This is a genomic window from Chryseolinea sp. H1M3-3 (assembly GCF_029360725.1).
Lineage (GTDB): Bacteria > Bacteroidota > Bacteroidia > Cytophagales > Cyclobacteriaceae > Chryseolinea.
Genome location: NZ_JARKMY010000019.1, coordinates 33,421 through 51,501, shown reverse-complemented (window position 1 = coordinate 51,501; position 18,081 = coordinate 33,421). Strand labels below are relative to the sequence as shown.

Below are 18,081 nucleotides of genomic sequence, written 5' to 3'. Positions count from 1 at the left end.
TTGTCATTCTTTTGTTAATACTTCATCCAGGTTCAACATTGCATTGGCAACTACAGTCATAGCGGCCAATTGAGGTGACGGGCCATTTTTGTCTGCCGTAAATTTCATTGTTGCGTCAGCATTGGTTGAATATTCATCCATCGCTTTTTTATAAAGCGCATACAATATTTCAAATTTCTTTTGGGGGAGATCGCGAACAACCAACCGCTTATATCCTGATTTAATTTGTTCAGCCGGCGTTTCATGATCCTTCATCATGGCCAAAGCAAGATGGCGCGCTGCAACAACAAAAGAAGAGTCGTTCAAAGTCACCAATGCCTGCAGCGGAGTGTTAGTCCGTATCCTTCTACTCACGCATACCTCACGCGTTGAAGCATCGAACATCATCATGGCAGGATATAAGCTCGTCCGTTTAATGTAGGTGTAAACTGATCTACGGTAACGATCTTCACCCTCACTCTGCTTCCAATACTCCCCGCTGTAAACAGAATTCCAAACGCCCTCGGGCTGATAAGGCATAACGCTTTTGCCGAACATCTTTGTGCTCAAAAGTCCGCTGACCGCCAACGCCTGATCTCGCACTTGCTCCGCAGAAAGTCTGATTCGCGGTCCACGTGCTAGAAACCGATTGTCCGGATCGCGTTGCCTGAGTTCTTCTGAAAGCCTTGAATCTTGCTGATACGTTGCTGACATTACTATTGCCTTAACCAATTTCTTCATGCTCCATTGGTATTCATTCATAAATTGTAAAGCAAGCCAATCGAGCAATTCCTGGTTTGCGGGAACAGCTCCTTGTGTTCCAAAATCCTCTAACGTTTCGACCAGGCCCATTCCAAAAAGTTGTTCCCAGAAACGATTTACCACAGTCCTCGCCGTGAGGGGGTTTTCCGGACTAACCAACCATTTCGAAAAGCCAAGTCGATTGCGCGGAAACTCTTTTGGAAAAGGATTCAAAGATTTTGGAACGTCTGGTTCGATTTGTTTTCCTTTTACCATCCAGTTACCGCGTTCAAAAACATGTGTCGTCCGATATTGATCAGTGGTGTTTTCAATCATGACAGGAACGCTCTCAACGTTAGTATTGATTAGATGAAGAAAGGAATTTCTGTATGAGATATATTCAGCACTGTTCTTGCCAGGAAAATCCTCCAGAAAAGCTAACCATTCAACACTGCACACCGCCTTTTCAGGTGGAATAGTTGGGTTGTTGAAAATAAAATACAAATCATGCTTGCCATCCACCGCACGGATGGGGTATACAACAGTTTTGTTTTGTCTGTCAAGTTTTCCTGTTCCCAATATTTCACCATCAAGGCGATCAAGTCTTATCTCAAAGGATCCTCCGGTTTGGCCTGTGGAGTAATTAATAAGCAAATTTGTTTTGTCTGTCAGGTTGATTTGTTTTATTCGCGCGCTGCCACCCGATTGAATTCCCAACCACTTGTTATCCAGCAGCGCTCCCTTATTAAATTGATCGAACGCGTGCGGATGATATTTAGGCTCAAGTGTTTTTAAAAACTGCTGTATTTCAAAGGCTCTTTCCGAGCCCTGCTTTTGTTCAACCCAGGATTTAATAGACTCGAGTTTTTGTTGATCCTCTTCTTTGTATAGTCTAAGGGTTGGATGGTCTCCTGGTGTATCCTCATCTCGCGTGTTATTGAAGAACGCCATCGATTTGTAATACTCGTCATGAACAAATGGATCATAAGCGTGCGTATGACATTGAACGCATCCCATAGTAGTACTTTGCCAAACCTCATACGTTGTATTTACCCTGTCAATTAATGCTGCAACACGGAACTCCTCATCGTCTGTACCACCCTCATCGTTGTTCATGGTGTTCCTGTGAAAAGCGGTGGCGATCAGTTGATCATCAGTTGGATTGGGAAGTAAGTCTCCAGCGAGTTGCTGGATGGTGAACTGGTCAAAAGGCATGTCGTTATTGAAGGCATTGATAACCCAATCGCGGTAACGCCAAATGGTCCGGCCCACGTCTTTTTCATACCCTTTTGTATCCGAATAGCGGGCCATGTCGAGCCACCAGGACGCCCACTTTTCTCCAAAATGTTTTGACGAAAGAAGTTTGTCGACAACCTTTTCGTAACTGTCTGGTCTCTCATCTTTCAAAAAAATTTCGGCCTCATCGACGGTTGGGGGTAAGCCGATGATATCCAGATAGACCCGCCGGATCAACGTAGATCGATCGGCAGGTTTAGACGGTTCAAGGTTTTCTTCTGTCAGTTTTTTCAGGACGAAAAAATCAATTTCATTTTTAGTCAACGATTCGGGTGGGGCTGAAAATCCAGACAACGCCTCTGGTTTCGGAATGTCTACCGTTTTGGGTGTAATATATGCCCAGTGATCTCCCCACGCAGCTCCTTCCTTTATCCATTGGTTAAGAATTTTTATTTCTTCCTCACTTAAAGGCTCTTCTTTATAAGGCATCCGCTCCTCGGGATCTTTTGCCGTAAGCCTTCTGATCATCTCACTATCCTCTGGGTGACCGGGAATGATGGCCACTTTTCCGGATTCAGTTGTATCCAGGGCCTCATGACGGAACAGCAAACTAAACTGTGCATTCCTTTTCACGCCACCATGACAACTGATGCAGCGCTTGTTCAAGATCGGCTTTACTTGGGTATTAAAGTCAATTCTGTTCTCTTGGCATCCTGTAAATGTCAGATACAAACCCAGGCCTACCGCCAATATCTTACGCTTATTCCTCATCCCTTGTCTAAATTTAAAGTAAATCGGCTTTATTGTTATCAGGGGCCATCCTGTTCTTTAAAATTAAGGTTGTGGAAGAACTAACACTATCCCTGACCCTGGTATTTTGCATTGACAGTTGGTAAATCGGGGCCCTTTTCCTACTTTTGCAGGCTTAAAAACAAAAAGTAAACATGAACAATTACGAGACAGTATTCATTTTAAATCCCGTTTTGTCTGAAGATCAGGCAAAGGATACTGTCGAAAAATTCGTAAAAGTGTTGAAGAAAGCCAAAGCCGAAATTCTCAATAATGAGCAATGGGGCTTAAAAAAACTGGCTTATCCCATCAACAAGAAGTCGACAGGCTTTTACAATCTTATCGAATTTTCGGCAGATCCAGGTGTCATTAACACACTCGAAACCGAGTACAGACGTGACGAATCAGTGATGCGTTTTTTAACTACGGTGCTTGATAAGCACGCGCTGGTTTACAATGAGCGCAGACGCAAGGGAGAATTTAGAAACAAAGAAAACAGGAAACCTGTAAAAAAAGCTGAGGAGGGCGCCGGAAGATGACATTAATGAATGAACCGATCAAAAGGGCAGAGATTAAACCAAAATACTGCCGTTTCAAAAAGAATGGAATCAAATACATCGATTATAAGGATCCTGATTTCCTTCTAAAGTTTATCAACGAGCAAGGCAAGATCCTTCCTCGTAGACTCACGGGTACGAGTTTAAAATTCCAGAAAAAAGTGGCTCAAGCGGTAAAACGCGCCCGTCACCTGGCATTACTTCCCTATGTTGGTGATTCTTTAAAATAATAGTTTAACTCAATTAAGACAGACAATCATGGAAGTGATATTGAAACAAGATGTGGCTGGAGTTGGCTATAAAAACGACATCGTAAAAGTAAAGGCAGGTTTTGGAAACAATTACCTGATTCCAAATGGCTATGCGCTGATCGCCAACGAATCCAATAAAAGATTAGTAAAAGAAAACGTTCGCCAGGTTGCTCATAAAGCAGCAAAGGTTAAACAAGATGCTGAAGCGCTTGCAGCACGTGTAGGCGAGCTTACCATTGAAATTGGAACCAAGGCTGGTGAAAGCGGAAAAATCTTTGGGGCTGTAACAGCACTGCAGATTGCTGACGCATTGAAGGCTAAAGGCTTTGATATTGACCGTAAGAAAGTACACCTGAAGGAAGTACCTAAGCAGATAGGTACGTACAATGTAACGCTTGATCTCCACAAAGAAGTTAAGCATGAAATTCAGGTAAAAGTTGTGGCTGAATAAACCACCTCTTAATTAGAATAATATAAAAGCCGCGCCGGTAATCGGGGCGGCTTTTGTTTTTTGTTGCTATCATTCGATTGCATAAATATTCTTCTGTCCGCTCCGGATAAATACTTACCAACGTGGTACTTTAGATACATTCAACCTAAGCTGTTCATGCCTTCGACTCACCTTTTCCAACAGTACTCACTCGCTCCCCGCACCTGGGATGAAATGTATGAAAATGAAAATGTTAGAGACCAATATCAAAATGTATTTGATTTCCTGCAGGGTATTCCACCGGATGAGTTGAGTAAAAAGGAAGAGCTTGCCAAGAAACTTTTCATGAGTCAGGGTATCACGTTTACGGTGTACTCCAGTGGCGAAGGGGTTGAAAAGATCTTTCCATTTGATATTATTCCTAGAATAATCACTGCCAGTGAATGGGATTTTATTGAAAAAGGAATCAAACAGCGATTACGGGCCTTGAATCTTTTTTTGAAAGATGTTTATCATCAGCAGTTTATTTTAAAAGATGGGATTGTGCCCGTTGAGTTGATATATTCTTGCCCTCACTATTTGCGCGAGATGCAAGGACTGAATGTACCGCACGACATCTATGTTCATATTGCCGGCATTGATTTAATCCGCGATCATGATGGAACGTTCTATGTATTGGAAGACAATCTGCGAACTCCGTCAGGCGTTTCGTACATGATTGAAAACAGGGAGATCACCAAGAGAATTTTTCCAGACCTTATTCCACAAAATTTCGTTCGACCGGTAACGCAATACCCAAGCATTTTGTACAAAAATTTGCTGGCCCTTTCGCCCCGGCGCATATCCTCTCCAACGGTCGTGTTGCTTACGCCCGGTATTTATAACTCCGCGTACTTTGAACATGCAACCCTTGCACGGTTAATGGGAATTGAGCTTGTGGAAGGACGTGATCTCGTGGTGGAAAATCATGTTGTTTATATGAAGACAACGGCCGGCCTACAACAAGTAGATGTGATATACCGGCGCGTAGACGACGAGTTTTTGGACCCTTTGATTTTTGAGCCCTCAAGTGTACTGGGAGTTTCGGGTATCTTATCTGCTTACCGGAAAGGGAATGTAGCGATTGTAAATTCCATTGGCAACGGTGTCGGCGATGATAAAGCCATCTACGTATATGTCCCTGACATGATCCGATATTACCTGAATGAAGAACCGATTTTAAAAAATGTTCCGACTTATCAATTAAGTAAACAAGATGAGCGGGATCATGTACTGAAAAACATAGATCAAATGGTAGTGAAGCGAACGAATGAGTCGGGTGGATACGGAATGTTGATGGGTCACATTGCTTCAGAAGAGGAGATCATCGCCTATAAAAAAGAAATCACAAAGAACCCACGGCAATTTATTGCACAACCCGTGATCAGTCTATCAAGCTCGCCATGTTATATTGATGGTAAAGTACAACCGCGTCGAATTGATTTAAGACCATTTGCCCTTTGCGGCCCGGACGGAATAGAGATTGTACCCGGCGGCTTAACCCGCGTAGCACTTCGCGAAGGGTCGCTGGTTGTAAATTCCTCACAAGGTGGAGGAAGTAAAGATACCTGGGTGCTTGCCCGATAACTCCGATGAAATTATAACCCCAAACTATTCAAATGCTAAGTCGTGTTGCTGATTCGCTCTACTGGATGTCGCGTTACATGGAACGCACCGACAGTATCCTGCGTATGTTGAAAATAAATTATGCTTCATCTCAGGATACACACGAAGAGTTTTCATGGCGCCCTGTGTTGAGAATATTTGGAAGCCTTGAACAAGACCGCGTGAAAGAAATAGAAGGTAGCGGCAGAAAAGTTATTCAATACATGGTGCTCGGCCGGGAAAATCCGAATTCAATTTTTAACATGGTAACAAAAGCACGCGAAAATGCACGCGGTGTTCAGGATAACATTACTACCGAAGTCTGGCAGTCACTGAATGAATTCTATCACATCGTGCATGACGACCGGCTGAGCTACCAGCTTCAACACGAGGATCCTATTACCGTATTGGATGCACTGATCAAAGAATGCATGCTTTATTTCGGGGTTTCAGATATCACGATGTTCCGCGGCGAAGGATTGTGCTTCATGAATGTTGGAAAATACATGGAACGTGCAATTCAAACAGCAGACATACTTGATGTAAAACTCAGCAACCTGGCTTATGATTTAGATAAACCCACGGACACAACGTATTGGAAGTATCTGCTCATGTCGATTTCCGGATATTCTTTGTATTTGAAAAGATATCGATCTGGGTTTGAAGCCCGGAATATCATTGACCAGGTTTTATTCAATGTTGATTTTCCACGTTCCGTATTGTATTCATTGAATCAGCTTCAACGCTATTTCCAAAGACTGCAAAGCGATCAAAACACGGAAGGTTTTAACAAGGTGGATTTCATGATTGGAAAACTCCGAAGCAAGCTACAATACTCCGATGTGCAAAGCATTTCACAGGCTGGTCTTCACTCCTATCTTGCATCGATTAATGCCGAAATCTCAGGAATCGGGAGCAACTTAAATCGTTATTATTTCGCATACAGTTAAAAAATTGCAACAATGCCAAAATTTAAGATCAGACATATTACAAAATATACTTACGAAGACACCGTTCGGGATAGTGCAAATCAAATTATGCTTTATCCGATCAAAGATCAATATCAGGACGTATTGAAACATCAAATTGTTATTTCAAAAAATCCTGTAGTGAACATTCATCAGGACTACTATGGAAACGAAGTTGGCACATTCACACATGCTCATCCGCATAAGGAATTAGACATCGACTCCAGACTGGAAGTGGAAACTACACATCGTCCTGTTCCCGAAGATGCGGTTGACGAAAAAACACAATGGAACGAATTAGGAAATCTCAAAAGGCATCTAGAGTTCATTGATTTTCTAAAGCATGAAAAATTTGAAGCCTTGCCTGAAGTTCAAACAATAATCGAATCTGAAAAATGTAAGCCCTGCACACCGTTACAATTATCCAAGGTGTTATCGGGATATATTTACAATAACTTTTCTTATAAAAAGGGCATTACTACCGTAGAGACTACCGTAGATGAGATCTGGAAAATACGATCTGGTGTATGTCAGGATTTCGCGCATATCCTTTTAGTTATGTTGAGGCTGGAGAACATTCCTGCCCGTTATGTCAGTGGTTACATTTGTCCCAATCATGAGGGTTTGCGAGGTGAAGGCGCCACGCATGCCTGGGTAGAGGCCTTTATTCCATTTTATGGTTGGCTAGGACTTGATCCAACGAATGATTGCGTTGCCAATGAAAAACATGTTAGGCTAGCCGTTGGTAAGAATTTTTCGGATTGTTCGCCTGTAAAAGGAACATACAGGGGTACTTCAAACCATACGCTGGAGGTGGCAGTATCCGTTTCTTATGAAGATGGTCACACATCAGCAGCAGACATGGATATCGCACCGCAGTCGATATCTTCGACTTCAACAAATTCTTTCAGGAGATTTCAGGAAATGCAAATGCAACAGCAATAATAAACCAGATACGACTTACAACTTACTTTGTACTTGTAAGTCGTATCCCCAGGCTTCTAGAATTTATGCCTTACAAAAGCTTCCATCGCTTCGTATTCAGCAAGGCCTAATGCGTTGTATGCTTTAGCCGTGGCGTGATTTCGGTCTTCAGCCCGCATCCAAAATTCGCGTTTGTCACTACCAGGAAACATGGCGCTGTCCTTTTGTGATTGATGTTTGAAAACAGCTCTTCGTTTGCGCATCAATTCTTCGGGGCTTAACGGTACGGCCATCTCAATTTGATCGATATCCCATTCTTGCCAAGCGCCGCGGTATAACCAGACCCAGCAATCTTTCACCCATGGTTTTTTCTTGAGTCTTTTAAGGGCCTCAAAAATAGCCGCTAAACAGACGCGGTGTGTTCCATGAGGATCTGAAAGATCGCCGGCTGCATATACCTGGTGAGGTTTTACTGTTTCTAGAATATCAACGATCAATTGAATGTCCTCTTCACTCAGCGGTTTCTTCTTCACAGCACCCGTTTCATAAAATGGCATGTCGAGGAAATGCATTTGTTCATCCGGAATTCCAACATACCGGCCACCGGCTTTTGCTTCTCCCCTTCTGATGAGTCCTTTTATTTTCAGCACCTCCTCACTATCGATCTGACCCGGACCTTTTTTCTGCAGCGACTGTACTACCTTTTTGTAAAATTTGGCACCATCGGTTTTGCTCAAACCAAATTGCTCGTTAAAGTCGCGGACGAAGTCTGCAAAACGGATAGCGTCATCATCAAATACTGCAATGTTTCCTGAAGTCTGATATGCAACGTGAACTTCATGACCTTGGTCAACAAGCCGTATGAATGTTCCACCCATTGAAATTACGTCGTCATCGGGATGTGGCGAAAAAATAACAACCCGTTTTGGAAAAGGCTTTGCACGTTCGGGACGATGAGAATCGTCTGCATTTGGTTTACCCCCAGGCCAACCGGTAATGGTATGTTGAAGGAAATTAAAAACTTTAATGTTAACCTGGTACGCCGAGCCAAATTCCGTGATAATATCACCCATTCCATGTTCCATATAATCGTGGTTGGTCAGCTTGAGCACAGGCTTTTCAATTTGCTGCGATAACCAAACAACCGCTTTTCTAATAAGCTTTTCGTTCCATTCGACACTATCCAGAATCCACGGCGTTTTTATTCTCGTGAGCGCAGACGAAGCTGCATCATCCAAAACGACAGTACAGTCGTGATGTTTTTGTAAAAATGAAGAAGGAATTTGATCTGTAATCGGGCCTTCTACTGCTTTACGAATAACAGTCGCTTTTCCCTCACCCCACGCCATCATGTACACCTTAGCAGCTTTCATGATGGAGCCAACGCCCATCGTTATCGCCTTGCGAGGAACATTTTCTTCTCCAAAGAAATCGCTTGCTGCATCGATCCGTGTCACTTGGTCTAATGACACAAGTCTCGTGAGTGAACGCTCTGAAGAACCAGGCTCATTAAATCCAATGTGGCCAGTACGTCCGATACCAAGTACCTGAATGTCGAGCCCACCGAGTTTATCTATCTTCTCTTCATAGCTCTTACAAAACTCAGCGATTTCATCCTTCTTTAAAGTGCCATCTGGAATATTAATATTCTTTTTTGGAATATCGATGTGGTCAAAGAGATGCTCCCGCATGAACCGGACATAGCTTTGTAATGCTTCAGGCTGCATCGGATAATATTCGTCGAGGTTAAAGGTGTGAACATTTTTAAATGTTAACCCCTCTTGCTGGTGCATTTTAACCAACTCTGCATATAGCCTCGTCGGTGTAGACCCCGTTGCCAGGCCAAGCACACACGGCTTACCTTCCTTTTGTCGTAATTTGATTAAAGCAGCAATTTCTTTAGCTACATAGACCGACCCCTCTCCAGAGGTCGTAAAGATTTTTACCGGAATCTTTTCAAAGGCGGTAAGATCGTTATTCATAATTTTAACTTGTTTTTTGATTCGTATCAGATCAACCCCTAAATAGCTCAAAAAGCTTTTAATTTTCAAATGTTTGCGGAAACATAATTTATGAGCACCTATCGAACCGAAATGACTTTTAGCCCTAGTAAGGCACGTATAACGCTATCAGACAGTATTTTGACTCTGGGTTCTTGCTTTTCAGATGCAATAGGCTTACAGCTGGTAGCTAACAAATTGGCCACAATGACCAATCCCTTTGGCGTTGTGTATAACCCACATTCTATTCATAAGGTCATTCATTACGCGATCAATCCGCGCCCGGTTTCCGACAGCACATTTGTTGAACGTGATCGTATTTTTTTTAACTATGATTTTCATTCGCAGTTGTCGTCACAGAATTTGGATCAGCTGAAGGATGAGTTAGAAAAAAAAATTTCTGCCACACACACCTTTTTACGCAGGGCAAATTGGCTCGTCATTACTTACGGCACAGCTTGGGTATTTGAGTTGACTCAAACAAAACAAATAGTAGCAAATTGCCAGAAGATGCCGTCATCGCTCTTTACTAAGTCGTTGATGACTCAGAAGCAGATACTGGAGTCTTTTGAGAAATTGTTCCATGACCTGAAATCACTTAATCCTGGTTTGCAAATTATTTTAACTGTAAGCCCTGTTAGACATCTCAAGGATACGTTGGAACTCAATAGTGTTAGTAAGTCTGTGTTGCGGGTAGCATGTCATACGATAACGCAGCAACATCAGGATGTACATTATTTTCCTTCGTATGAAATAATGCTGGACGATCTTCGCGATTACAGGTTTTATAAAGCCGATATGATTCATCCCTCCGATGTAGCTGAAGCATATATTTGGCAAAAATTTGGCGAGAAATACTTCGATAACAATATGAAATCTTTCGTATCAAAGTGGGCAGAAATCAAACTGGCATTATCACATAAATCGTTTCATCCCACGTCAGCTTCTCATCAAAAATTTTTACTGGAAACTATCAGGAAACTGGAAGAACTAAAGGAGCTGGTAAATGTTGATGAAGAAGTAGCCATGCTGAAAAAACAATTGACTTAATATGACGGTAGTTCTATCCTTAAACTCAAATTAAAAATATTCAAATGGCTAATAAATTAATCCACGCGACATCCCCATACCTTTTGCAACATGCGCATAATCCTGTGGATTGGTTCGAATGGGGTACAGAAGCGTTGAGTAAAGCAGTGAAAGAGGATAAACCAATCCTGGTAAGCATTGGATATTCGTCGTGTCATTGGTGTCATGTGATGGAACGCGAATCATTCGAAAAGGAATCCGTTGCTGAAGTAATGAACCAATCTTTTATTTGCATTAAGGTAGATCGGGAAGAAAGACCGGACATCGATCAGATTTATATGGAGGCGGTCCATATTTTAGGTGTTCAAGGTGGATGGCCGCTAAATGTGTTCCTTACGCCAGATCAAAAACCTTTTTTTGGAGGAACCTACTTTACTCCACAGGTTTGGATGGAAGTACTCAAAAACATTAGCAATGCTTACCAAAAAAATCGCAAACAAATTGAGGACACAGCTGAAGAACTGCGTTTGCATTTGCTCACTTCAGAGGTTGAACGCTACAAACAAAAAGCAACCGATTCTGATCTGATCTCCGACCTCTATGAAAGCTACAATAAACTTCAACTGAAGTTCGATAAAAAATGGGGCGGGTTAGAGAAATCACCAAAATTTATCATGCCCTCAATTTGGTTATTTCTTTTACGTTTATCGCACCTGACAAAAAATGCGGAAGCGTATGATCACATTCTCTTCACTTTAAGGAAGATCTCAATGGGTGGAATTTATGATCAGGTGGGTGGCGGCTTTTCACGCTACTCCGTTGACCGTTATTGGTTCGCGCCTCATTTTGAAAAGATGCTTTACGACAATGCCCAATTGTTAAGTTTATACAGTGAGGCTTACGCCATCTCAAAGGATAACGCATTTAAGACAGTTATTTACGAAACGTTCGAATGGCTTCAACGCGAGATGACCCATTCCAACGGCGGGTTTTATTCGGCCTTAGATGCCGATAGTGAAGGCGTTGAAGGGAAATTTTATACCTGGACAAAAACCGAGCTGAAAGAAATATTAGGTCCAGACGAAAAAATTATCTCCACCTATTACAGTGTGAAGGATGAAGGAAACTGGGAACACGGAAATAATATTTTGATGCGTACCATGGACGAAGATAAATTTCTACAAGACAACTCGCTCACGCCGGAGCAATGGAATCCGTTTCTTCAAAATATTAAATCAGTGTTACTTAAGGAACGCGCAAAACGTGTACGCCCTGGGTTAGATGATAAAGTGATCGCCAGCTGGAATGCAATGACCGTTTGTGGTTTGGTTGACGCTTACAGGACTTTTGCGGACGAGATGTTTCTGAATGCCGCCGTGAAGAACATCCACTTTTTGGAGAAAGAGCTGATGGAAGGAAATAAAATCTATCGGTCATATAAAAACAAACGTTCTAACACGGTTGGTTTTCTTGACGATTATGCTTACCTGATTCAAGCGCTTATCAAGTTGTATCAGGTAACGTTCGATGAATATTGGCTTAATCGCGCTGCTCAGATAACGCAATACACAAGCGATCAATTTTTTGATCCATCGGATGGATTCTTTTTTTATACGGCGATAGAATCAGAGCAACTAATCAGTCGAAAAAAAGAAATATTCGACAACGTAATTCCTTCTTCAAATGCTGTGATGACCCAAAACCTTCATTATTTAAGTACTTTCTTTGACCGTGAAGACTGGAAAAAAATAGCAACGCAGATGACCGAATCACTTAGTCATCTTATAAAAGGGGAACCGGGATTCATGTCGTATTGGGCAATCGTATATACCGAGCTCAAAAAAGGGTTAGCGGAGATTGTACTTACGGGAAAAAATATAAGCACCATGCGCTCCGATTTTCTTCAACATTTTCTTCCTTTTGCCATTGTCCAAGGATCTGAAAACGGAAGTAATCTACCCCTGGTGAAAGATAAAACACCAATAAATGGCGAAGCTACGTTTTATGTTTGCTTCAATAAAACATGTAAGCAGCCGGTTCATTCCGTAAAGGAAGCGCTTCAGCAACTTGCATAAACCGGATTAAAAACAATTTAATTCAATGTAAGATATATTGGCTTGTACTGGTTTCTATTTAAAGGTCATCATAATGCGTTTAGTGGTATTATTTACTTTGATCATTATATCAAACGATGTCTTCGGCCAGGCAGCATCCGGTATTTATTTTATTTCCAAACCCGCCAAAAAAAATTTTTGTGAGCAGAAAGTAAAATACTTTGTAGGGAAGAGCCATGTCTGCGTTTCAGAGAAACCAATTTTCGGAATTGAGGAGGTACAATATGTCTCTAACATTTTATATGATCCTGAACTAAAGGTCAATTATTTTACAATTGGTTTTTCACAAAAAAGCATAAACAAACTCAATCAAATTTATCATGCCATGCCCGGCTCACAATTTGTGTTGATAATAGATAATCGCGCCGTGGGCCAATTTAGCTTAGAGCGGGAAATTTATAATTCCAGGGAAATGATGATCGGAAAGGATTTAAGCATTGAAACCCTTAAGGTCCTTCATAGTCAAATTAAAAAATCCTTGCCTGTAAAAAATGACAAAGTCTGAAGGGCCTTCAATGGGCTTATATTTTTAATGATTGCAGGAACTTGCCATTCCCATTCGCCCGCTACAATAAAGGTGATCATGAACGCTTTCTTAGTTATAAAAATCGTAAATTACATATGCCTAATAATTAAAAGTGAAATACCTGCTTCCATTTTTGTTGATAGGGCTCCTCGCGTTTTCTGAGCCTCCTACTTCAGGTATTTTTATCGTAAAAAAACCAATCAAAAGAGATCGTTGTGAACAAGAACTTAAGATGTTAATTGGAACCAAAAGAGTCTGTATTCTTAAAAAACCACTTTTGCAACTTGACGAGCTTGAATATGTTACCGAAATCCTCTACGATCCAGTCGCTAAACATCATCATATTGATTTGGGACTTTCCTCCTCAAGCATAAACAAGCTTAACCAAACAACCAACTTTTTGCCCGATGCCCAGTTTGCCTTAGTTGTAGACAATATGGTGGTATGTACTTTTTCCATTCAGGAAAAAATTGCTACACGCTATTTGAGATTAGGTACTGATTTGGATACCCGAAGTCTCGCGATTGTTCAAAATACCTTGAGCCAAGTACAATACTAAATTTTGTTTTCGATTTAGTATTCTGTCAAAGATCTGCTTCATTGCATTATCTTTCCAAAAACTTTTAGGTAGTGGAAATTTTTGATGATCCTGATGAAACGCTTTTCGCAGAACTCTTGCTTCCCGTTCCTATACCAAAACTTTTTACTTATCGCGTATCGAGAGCACACAAGGAAAAGATCTTGGTAGGACAAAGGGCCATTGTTCAATTTGGAGATCGAAAAATTCTTACAGGACTAATTGCGAAGATTCACGACAAGCCCCCTGCCGATTACGAAGCAAAGTACCTCCTTGAGATATTAGATGATTATCCGGTAGTTACGGATGTACAGTTTAAACTTTTCCATTGGATTGCTGACTATTATATGTGCTCTATGGGGGAAGTTATGAATGCAGCTATGCCAAGCGGCCTGAAACTTTCAAGTGAATCGCGTGTACAACTTCACCCTGCATTTAATCTTGAAGAAAGCACATTAGAATTTTCAGATAAAGAATCGATGCTGTTAAAGCATTTGGCTAACGAATCGCTGGATTATTCTGCGATTAATAAGCTGCTAGGAGTAAAAAATCTTTACAGTATTTTAAAGTCACTTGTCCGAAAAGAGGCTGTCATACTTTATGAAGAGGTGAAGGAAAAATATAAACCAAAAACCGAAAAAAAAATCAGGCTTACCGCTGAGTACTGTAAACGAGAATCCCTTGAATCATTGTTTGAGACCCTGGCGGCTAAACCAAAACAAGAAGCTCTCTTACTGAAATATTTGCAAGATGTTCCTGTCTTGAATAACATGGACGCCAACAAAACAGGTATCGCCAAAAAAAAACTGTTGGAGGATGGATTATCAGAATCATCCCTTGGCACCTTAGTAAAAAACAAAATATTTGAAGAATTTGACGTCGTGGTCTCGCGCTTTGGTGATGAAAAAAATATTGATTCACATACGATCCAACTGAGCGAAGATCAACTTCGCGTTCAACATGACATACTAAAAAGTTTTCAGACGCATGCCATTACCTTGCTTCGGGGAATAACCGGTAGTGGTAAAACAGAAATTTACATCAATCTGATCAAGCAGGCGCTCGACGGAGGGTCTCAAGTATTATACTTGTTGCCTGAAATTGCCATCACAACACAGATCGTGCAGCGTTTGAGAAAAATTTTTGGTCAAACTGTTGGCGTTTATCATTCACGTTTTTCAGATAACGAACGGGTCGAGGTCTGGAATGGAATACTTCAGGGCAAATTCAAATTCATTATTGGGGTAAGATCTTCAATTCTGCTGCCGTTTGATAATCTCGGATTAATCATTGTAGACGAAGAACATGATCCGTCATACAAGCAACAGGAGCCGGTGCCGCGTTACAATGCCAGGGATGTGGCGCTGGTGATGGGGCAACTCCATTATTCAAAAGTGTTATTAGGTTCTGCAACACCTTCCGTTGAATCTTACTATCACGCACAGCAAAACAAATATGGATTTGTGATGCTGGATAAGCGGTTTGGAGAAGCTCAATTACCTAAGGTCGTATTGGCCGACATGTCGCAAGAGCGAAAGCTAAAAACAAACAAAGGAGAATTTTCAGGATTACTACTTAAAAAAATTGAAGAAGCCCTTGCTAAAAAAGAACAGGTAATTATTTTTCAAAACAGACGAGGATACTCGCCGATGGTTAGTTGTGAAGACTGTGGTTGGATTCCGAAGTGTGTTAATTGTGCCGTTAGTCTTACTTATCATCAATATAAACATGCATTGGTGTGCCATTACTGTGGCTACAAAGAAACACTTCCTAACGTGTGCCCTATCTGTACATCCACCAGGATTAAAACCATGGGTTATGGCACAGAAAAACTCGAGGAAGAATTGAATTTGCATTTTCCCGACGCAAAAGTTCAGCGCATGGATCTCGAAACCACCCGATCCAAAACCGGATATGAAACGATCCTCGAACAATTCGAACAGGGAGAGACAAATATCTTAGTAGGTACTCAAATGGTGACGAAAGGGCTCGACTTCGATCACGTAAGCCTTGTAGGAATATTCAATGCAGATCGAATGATTCACTTTCCTGATTTCCGTTCGTATGAGCGCGCCTACCAGTTGATCACACAAGTAAGCGGCCGTGCTGGACGACGCGACAAACCCGGAACGGTTGTGATCCAAACATCTAATCCGACGCATCCCCTTCTTCATACGATCCTTCATCATGATTATGATGCATTTTATTCTGCCCAACTGACCGATCGACATCAGCATGATTATCCGCCCTTCGCGCGATTGATAGAGATTACGGTTAAGCATACGGATAAAAAAGTCTGCAGGTTAACGTCAGAGGCTATTGCTACTCAACTGCGAGAAACATTGATGGGTTTAAAAATATTCGGCCCTGGCGAACCGATGATTTCAAAAATCAGGAACCAGTTTTTGTTGAGTATACTTATCAAAATCCCTCGTGGCAGAGCCGACTTAACAAATCTTAAGCACCACCTGCATGATGTGATTCAAGCCCTTTTAAAAGTTAAAGAACATCGCAGTACCCGTGTGATCGTCGACGTAGATCCCGTCTAATGAAAAATTGTGGAATTATTCCACATCAAAAAATTTCGTATTACTTTTTTTTGGACCGTTATTGCAGCGGCTTTCCGAAATCATTCATCCTAAACTAAAAATTAATGGAAAAAGTAGTAATGACTTTGGTCGCCGTGATCGCTTTTGCATTTGCGCAGGCCCAATCGTTTAAGTTTGGCGTCGGATATGGAATACCGTGGATATCACAACCTATTGGAACTAATTCATCGTCAACATCTACTACCACTCTGAATACAGAGACCGGTTATGAAGTTTCAAGAGCAACAAGCTCACATGAAAATATGAAAGGTTCTTATGGCGCAGGATGGAATGCATCAGGGGCATTTTGTTACACACTTTCTGAAAACATAGGCTTGGAGCTCGGCATCGGCTATGCTGTTGGAAAAGAATATACCACGCGTTCTTCATTTACAGACGTATATTTAGAGAACCGGAATATCACGAGTGAATCCGAAACATTTAAGAGCAGGGCGATATCCTTTACCCCAGCACTTAAGTTTATGACTCAAAGAAGAGATTTTACACCTTACTTTCTTGTTGGACCGATATTTAGCAAAGTAAATTTTCGTAGTGCGATGATTCGTACAGCAGATGAAAACGGGACAGTAACAACTGAGTCGCATAACACAAAATTCAAAGGAGGATTTACTTTGGGACTTCGGGGCGCCGTTGGTGTGAGCGTCATTGTGAATAAAAAATTAACGCTTTTTTCAGAGATAGTTTTTACGGGAATGAATTATTATCCCAAGGAAAGTGAAATTACCCACTACATCATAAACGGTGAAGATAAAATCGGTACGCTTACGCCGAACGTTCGTAAAACGGTGTATGTCGATAAAATTGAAAATGACAGCGACAAAGCTAATGACAATGTCAATGTACCCAATCGAAACCTACGCTTCCCGGTTGCGATGAGTTCTGTGAGCGCGAATGCAGGTGTACAAGTAAAACTTCAATAATCAGTCAAGGATTTCCCAGTCTTCGTTTAGCAATGGAATAGCCTGATGTCCTGTGAGGTCGAACTGGCAAGGTACAACAGACACATAGTTATTAGCGATGGCCCATTCATCATTGTCTTCACCCTTATCGAAGTTTACAAAATTACCTATCATCCAAAAATAGCGACGTCCATTGGGATCGTAACGCATATCAAAATCTTCTACCCATTTTGCATTCGCTTGTCTGCAAATACGAATGCCCTTAATATTCTCATTCCGTTTGGGCGGAAAATTTACATTTAACGCAATACCCTTTGGTAATCCCTTATCTAAAACTTGTTTGGTAATTTTTATCAGGTACTCTTCGATGTGGGAAAAGTCGGCATCATAAGAAAAGTCACAAAGGGAAAACCCAATCGCCGGTGTTCCTTCAATAGCGCCTTCAATGGCAGCTGACATTGTTCCTGAATATAACACGCTGATGGAAGTATTACTGCCATGATTTACGCCGCTGACAATTACATCCGGTTGACGTCCGTCCTTAAACACAAAATGACGTGCAATCTTTACGCAGTCCGCAGGCGTCCCTGAGCATTCGTAAGCTTTAACATTTTCAAATATAAAATTCTCCTCGAGACGCAACGTTTCCCCTACTGTTATCGCATGCCCCATGCCGGATTGAGGTCCATCCGGCGCCACGACAATCACCTCCCCTAATTGTTTCATTGCATTTACCAACGTTAGAATTCCTTTTGATGTAATACCATCATCATTAGAGACGAGAATAAGGGGCTTCATTTAAAATAAT

At 41.5% G+C, this 18,081-nt stretch carries 15 protein-coding genes; 12 read left to right on the top strand and 3 right to left on the bottom strand.

Going from position 1 to position 18,081, the window contains the following annotated elements; genetic code table 11:
- Nucleotides 1-3: 3 nt before the first annotated feature.
- Nucleotides 4-2,727 (bottom strand): DUF1553 domain-containing protein, encoded by a 2,724-nt coding sequence (locus P2W71_RS27485; RefSeq protein ID WP_276374726.1) that lies wholly within the window; start codon nucleotides 2,725-2,727, stop codon nucleotides 4-6.
- 173 nt (nucleotides 2,728-2,900) lie between these two features.
- Between P2W71_RS27485 and rpsF the strand changes: the two genes are divergently transcribed.
- The 6 genes from rpsF to P2W71_RS27455 all read left to right on the top strand — a co-directional run bounded on the left by rpsF (nucleotide 2,901) and on the right by P2W71_RS27455 (nucleotide 7,540).
- A complete protein-coding gene (gene rpsF, locus P2W71_RS27480) occupies nucleotides 2,901-3,284 on the top strand; it encodes a 30S ribosomal protein S6 (protein WP_276374725.1) in 384 nt (127 codons plus the stop codon).
- Nucleotides 3,281-3,532, top strand: a complete 252-nt coding sequence (gene rpsR / locus P2W71_RS27475) for a 30S ribosomal protein S18 (protein ID WP_276374724.1) — start codon at nucleotides 3,281-3,283, stop codon at nucleotides 3,530-3,532. The genes rpsF and rpsR overlap by 4 nt, the downstream gene beginning before the upstream one ends.
- A 28-nt stretch (nucleotides 3,533-3,560) precedes the next feature.
- Entirely contained in the window at nucleotides 3,561-4,004 is a 444-nt protein-coding gene (rplI, locus tag P2W71_RS27470) for a 50S ribosomal protein L9 (protein WP_276374722.1), read from the top strand.
- Between the two features lie 156 nt (nucleotides 4,005-4,160).
- On the top strand, nucleotides 4,161-5,609 hold the full coding sequence (locus P2W71_RS27465) for a circularly permuted type 2 ATP-grasp protein (protein ID WP_276374720.1): 1,449 nt from the start codon (nucleotides 4,161-4,163) through the stop codon (nucleotides 5,607-5,609).
- Between the two features lie 32 nt (nucleotides 5,610-5,641).
- Nucleotides 5,642-6,577, top strand: coding sequence for an alpha-E domain-containing protein (locus tag P2W71_RS27460; protein ID WP_276374719.1), 936 nt, complete (start codon nucleotides 5,642-5,644; stop codon nucleotides 6,575-6,577).
- 12 nt (nucleotides 6,578-6,589) lie between these two features.
- Nucleotides 6,590-7,540 (top strand): transglutaminase family protein, encoded by a 951-nt coding sequence (locus tag P2W71_RS27455; RefSeq protein ID WP_276374716.1) that lies wholly within the window; start codon nucleotides 6,590-6,592, stop codon nucleotides 7,538-7,540.
- A 56-nt stretch (nucleotides 7,541-7,596) separates the two neighbouring features.
- Here the strand turns inward: P2W71_RS27455 and nagB are convergent, their stop codons facing one another.
- Nucleotides 7,597-9,501 (bottom strand): glucosamine-6-phosphate deaminase, encoded by a 1,905-nt coding sequence (gene nagB / locus P2W71_RS27450; protein WP_276374715.1) that lies wholly within the window; start codon nucleotides 9,499-9,501, stop codon nucleotides 7,597-7,599.
- 90 nt (nucleotides 9,502-9,591) lie between these two features.
- Between nagB and P2W71_RS27445 the strand changes: the two genes are divergently transcribed.
- From P2W71_RS27445 to P2W71_RS27420, 6 genes are all read left to right on the top strand, one after another.
- Entirely contained in the window at nucleotides 9,592-10,569 is a 978-nt protein-coding gene (locus P2W71_RS27445; protein ID WP_346659981.1) for a GSCFA domain-containing protein, read from the top strand.
- Between the two features lie 44 nt (nucleotides 10,570-10,613).
- Nucleotides 10,614-12,623, top strand: coding sequence for a thioredoxin domain-containing protein (locus tag P2W71_RS27440; RefSeq protein WP_276374714.1), 2,010 nt, complete (start codon nucleotides 10,614-10,616; stop codon nucleotides 12,621-12,623).
- A gap of 73 nt (nucleotides 12,624-12,696) precedes the next feature.
- Entirely contained in the window at nucleotides 12,697-13,167 is a 471-nt protein-coding gene (locus tag P2W71_RS27435) for a hypothetical protein (protein WP_276374712.1), read from the top strand.
- A 133-nt stretch (nucleotides 13,168-13,300) separates the two neighbouring features.
- Complete coding sequence (locus P2W71_RS27430; RefSeq protein WP_276374711.1) at nucleotides 13,301-13,747, top strand: hypothetical protein; 447 nt, start codon at nucleotides 13,301-13,303, stop codon at nucleotides 13,745-13,747.
- A 71-nt stretch (nucleotides 13,748-13,818) separates the two neighbouring features.
- Nucleotides 13,819-16,314, top strand: a complete 2,496-nt coding sequence (gene priA / locus P2W71_RS27425; RefSeq protein ID WP_276374710.1) for a primosomal protein N' — start codon at nucleotides 13,819-13,821, stop codon at nucleotides 16,312-16,314.
- Nucleotides 16,315-16,418: 104 nt separating this feature from the next.
- Entirely contained in the window at nucleotides 16,419-17,294 is an 876-nt protein-coding gene (locus tag P2W71_RS27420) for an outer membrane beta-barrel protein (protein WP_276374708.1), read from the top strand.
- On the opposite strand, the gene surE is transcribed toward P2W71_RS27420, so the two are convergent.
- Complete coding sequence (gene surE / locus P2W71_RS27415) at nucleotides 17,295-18,071, bottom strand: 5'/3'-nucleotidase SurE (protein ID WP_276374706.1); 777 nt, start codon at nucleotides 18,069-18,071, stop codon at nucleotides 17,295-17,297.
- Nucleotides 18,072-18,081 lie beyond the last annotated feature (10 nt).

Bases quoted from the DNA above. Each gene is read 5' to 3' on its own strand.
- P2W71_RS27485 (WP_276374726.1), bottom strand. From the start codon at position 2,727: ATGAGGAATAAGCGTAAGATATTGGCGGTAGGCCTGGGTTTGTATCTG.
- rpsF (WP_276374725.1), top strand. From the start codon at position 2,901: ATGAACAATTACGAGACAGTATTCATTTTAAATCCCGTTTTGTCTGAA.
- rpsR (WP_276374724.1), top strand. From the start codon at position 3,281: ATGACATTAATGAATGAACCGATCAAAAGGGCAGAGATTAAACCAAAA.
- rplI (WP_276374722.1), top strand. From the start codon at position 3,561: ATGGAAGTGATATTGAAACAAGATGTGGCTGGAGTTGGCTATAAAAAC.
- P2W71_RS27465 (WP_276374720.1), top strand. From the start codon at position 4,161: ATGCCTTCGACTCACCTTTTCCAACAGTACTCACTCGCTCCCCGCACC.
- P2W71_RS27460 (WP_276374719.1), top strand. From the start codon at position 5,642: ATGCTAAGTCGTGTTGCTGATTCGCTCTACTGGATGTCGCGTTACATG.
- P2W71_RS27455 (WP_276374716.1), top strand. From the start codon at position 6,590: ATGCCAAAATTTAAGATCAGACATATTACAAAATATACTTACGAAGAC.
- nagB (WP_276374715.1), bottom strand. From the start codon at position 9,501: ATGAATAACGATCTTACCGCCTTTGAAAAGATTCCGGTAAAAATCTTT.
- P2W71_RS27445 (WP_346659981.1), top strand. From the start codon at position 9,592: ATGAGCACCTATCGAACCGAAATGACTTTTAGCCCTAGTAAGGCACGT.
- P2W71_RS27440 (WP_276374714.1), top strand. From the start codon at position 10,614: ATGGCTAATAAATTAATCCACGCGACATCCCCATACCTTTTGCAACAT.
- P2W71_RS27435 (WP_276374712.1), top strand. From the start codon at position 12,697: ATGCGTTTAGTGGTATTATTTACTTTGATCATTATATCAAACGATGTC.
- P2W71_RS27420 (WP_276374708.1), top strand. From the start codon at position 16,419: ATGGAAAAAGTAGTAATGACTTTGGTCGCCGTGATCGCTTTTGCATTT.
- surE (WP_276374706.1), bottom strand. From the start codon at position 18,071: ATGAAGCCCCTTATTCTCGTCTCTAATGATGATGGTATTACATCAAAA.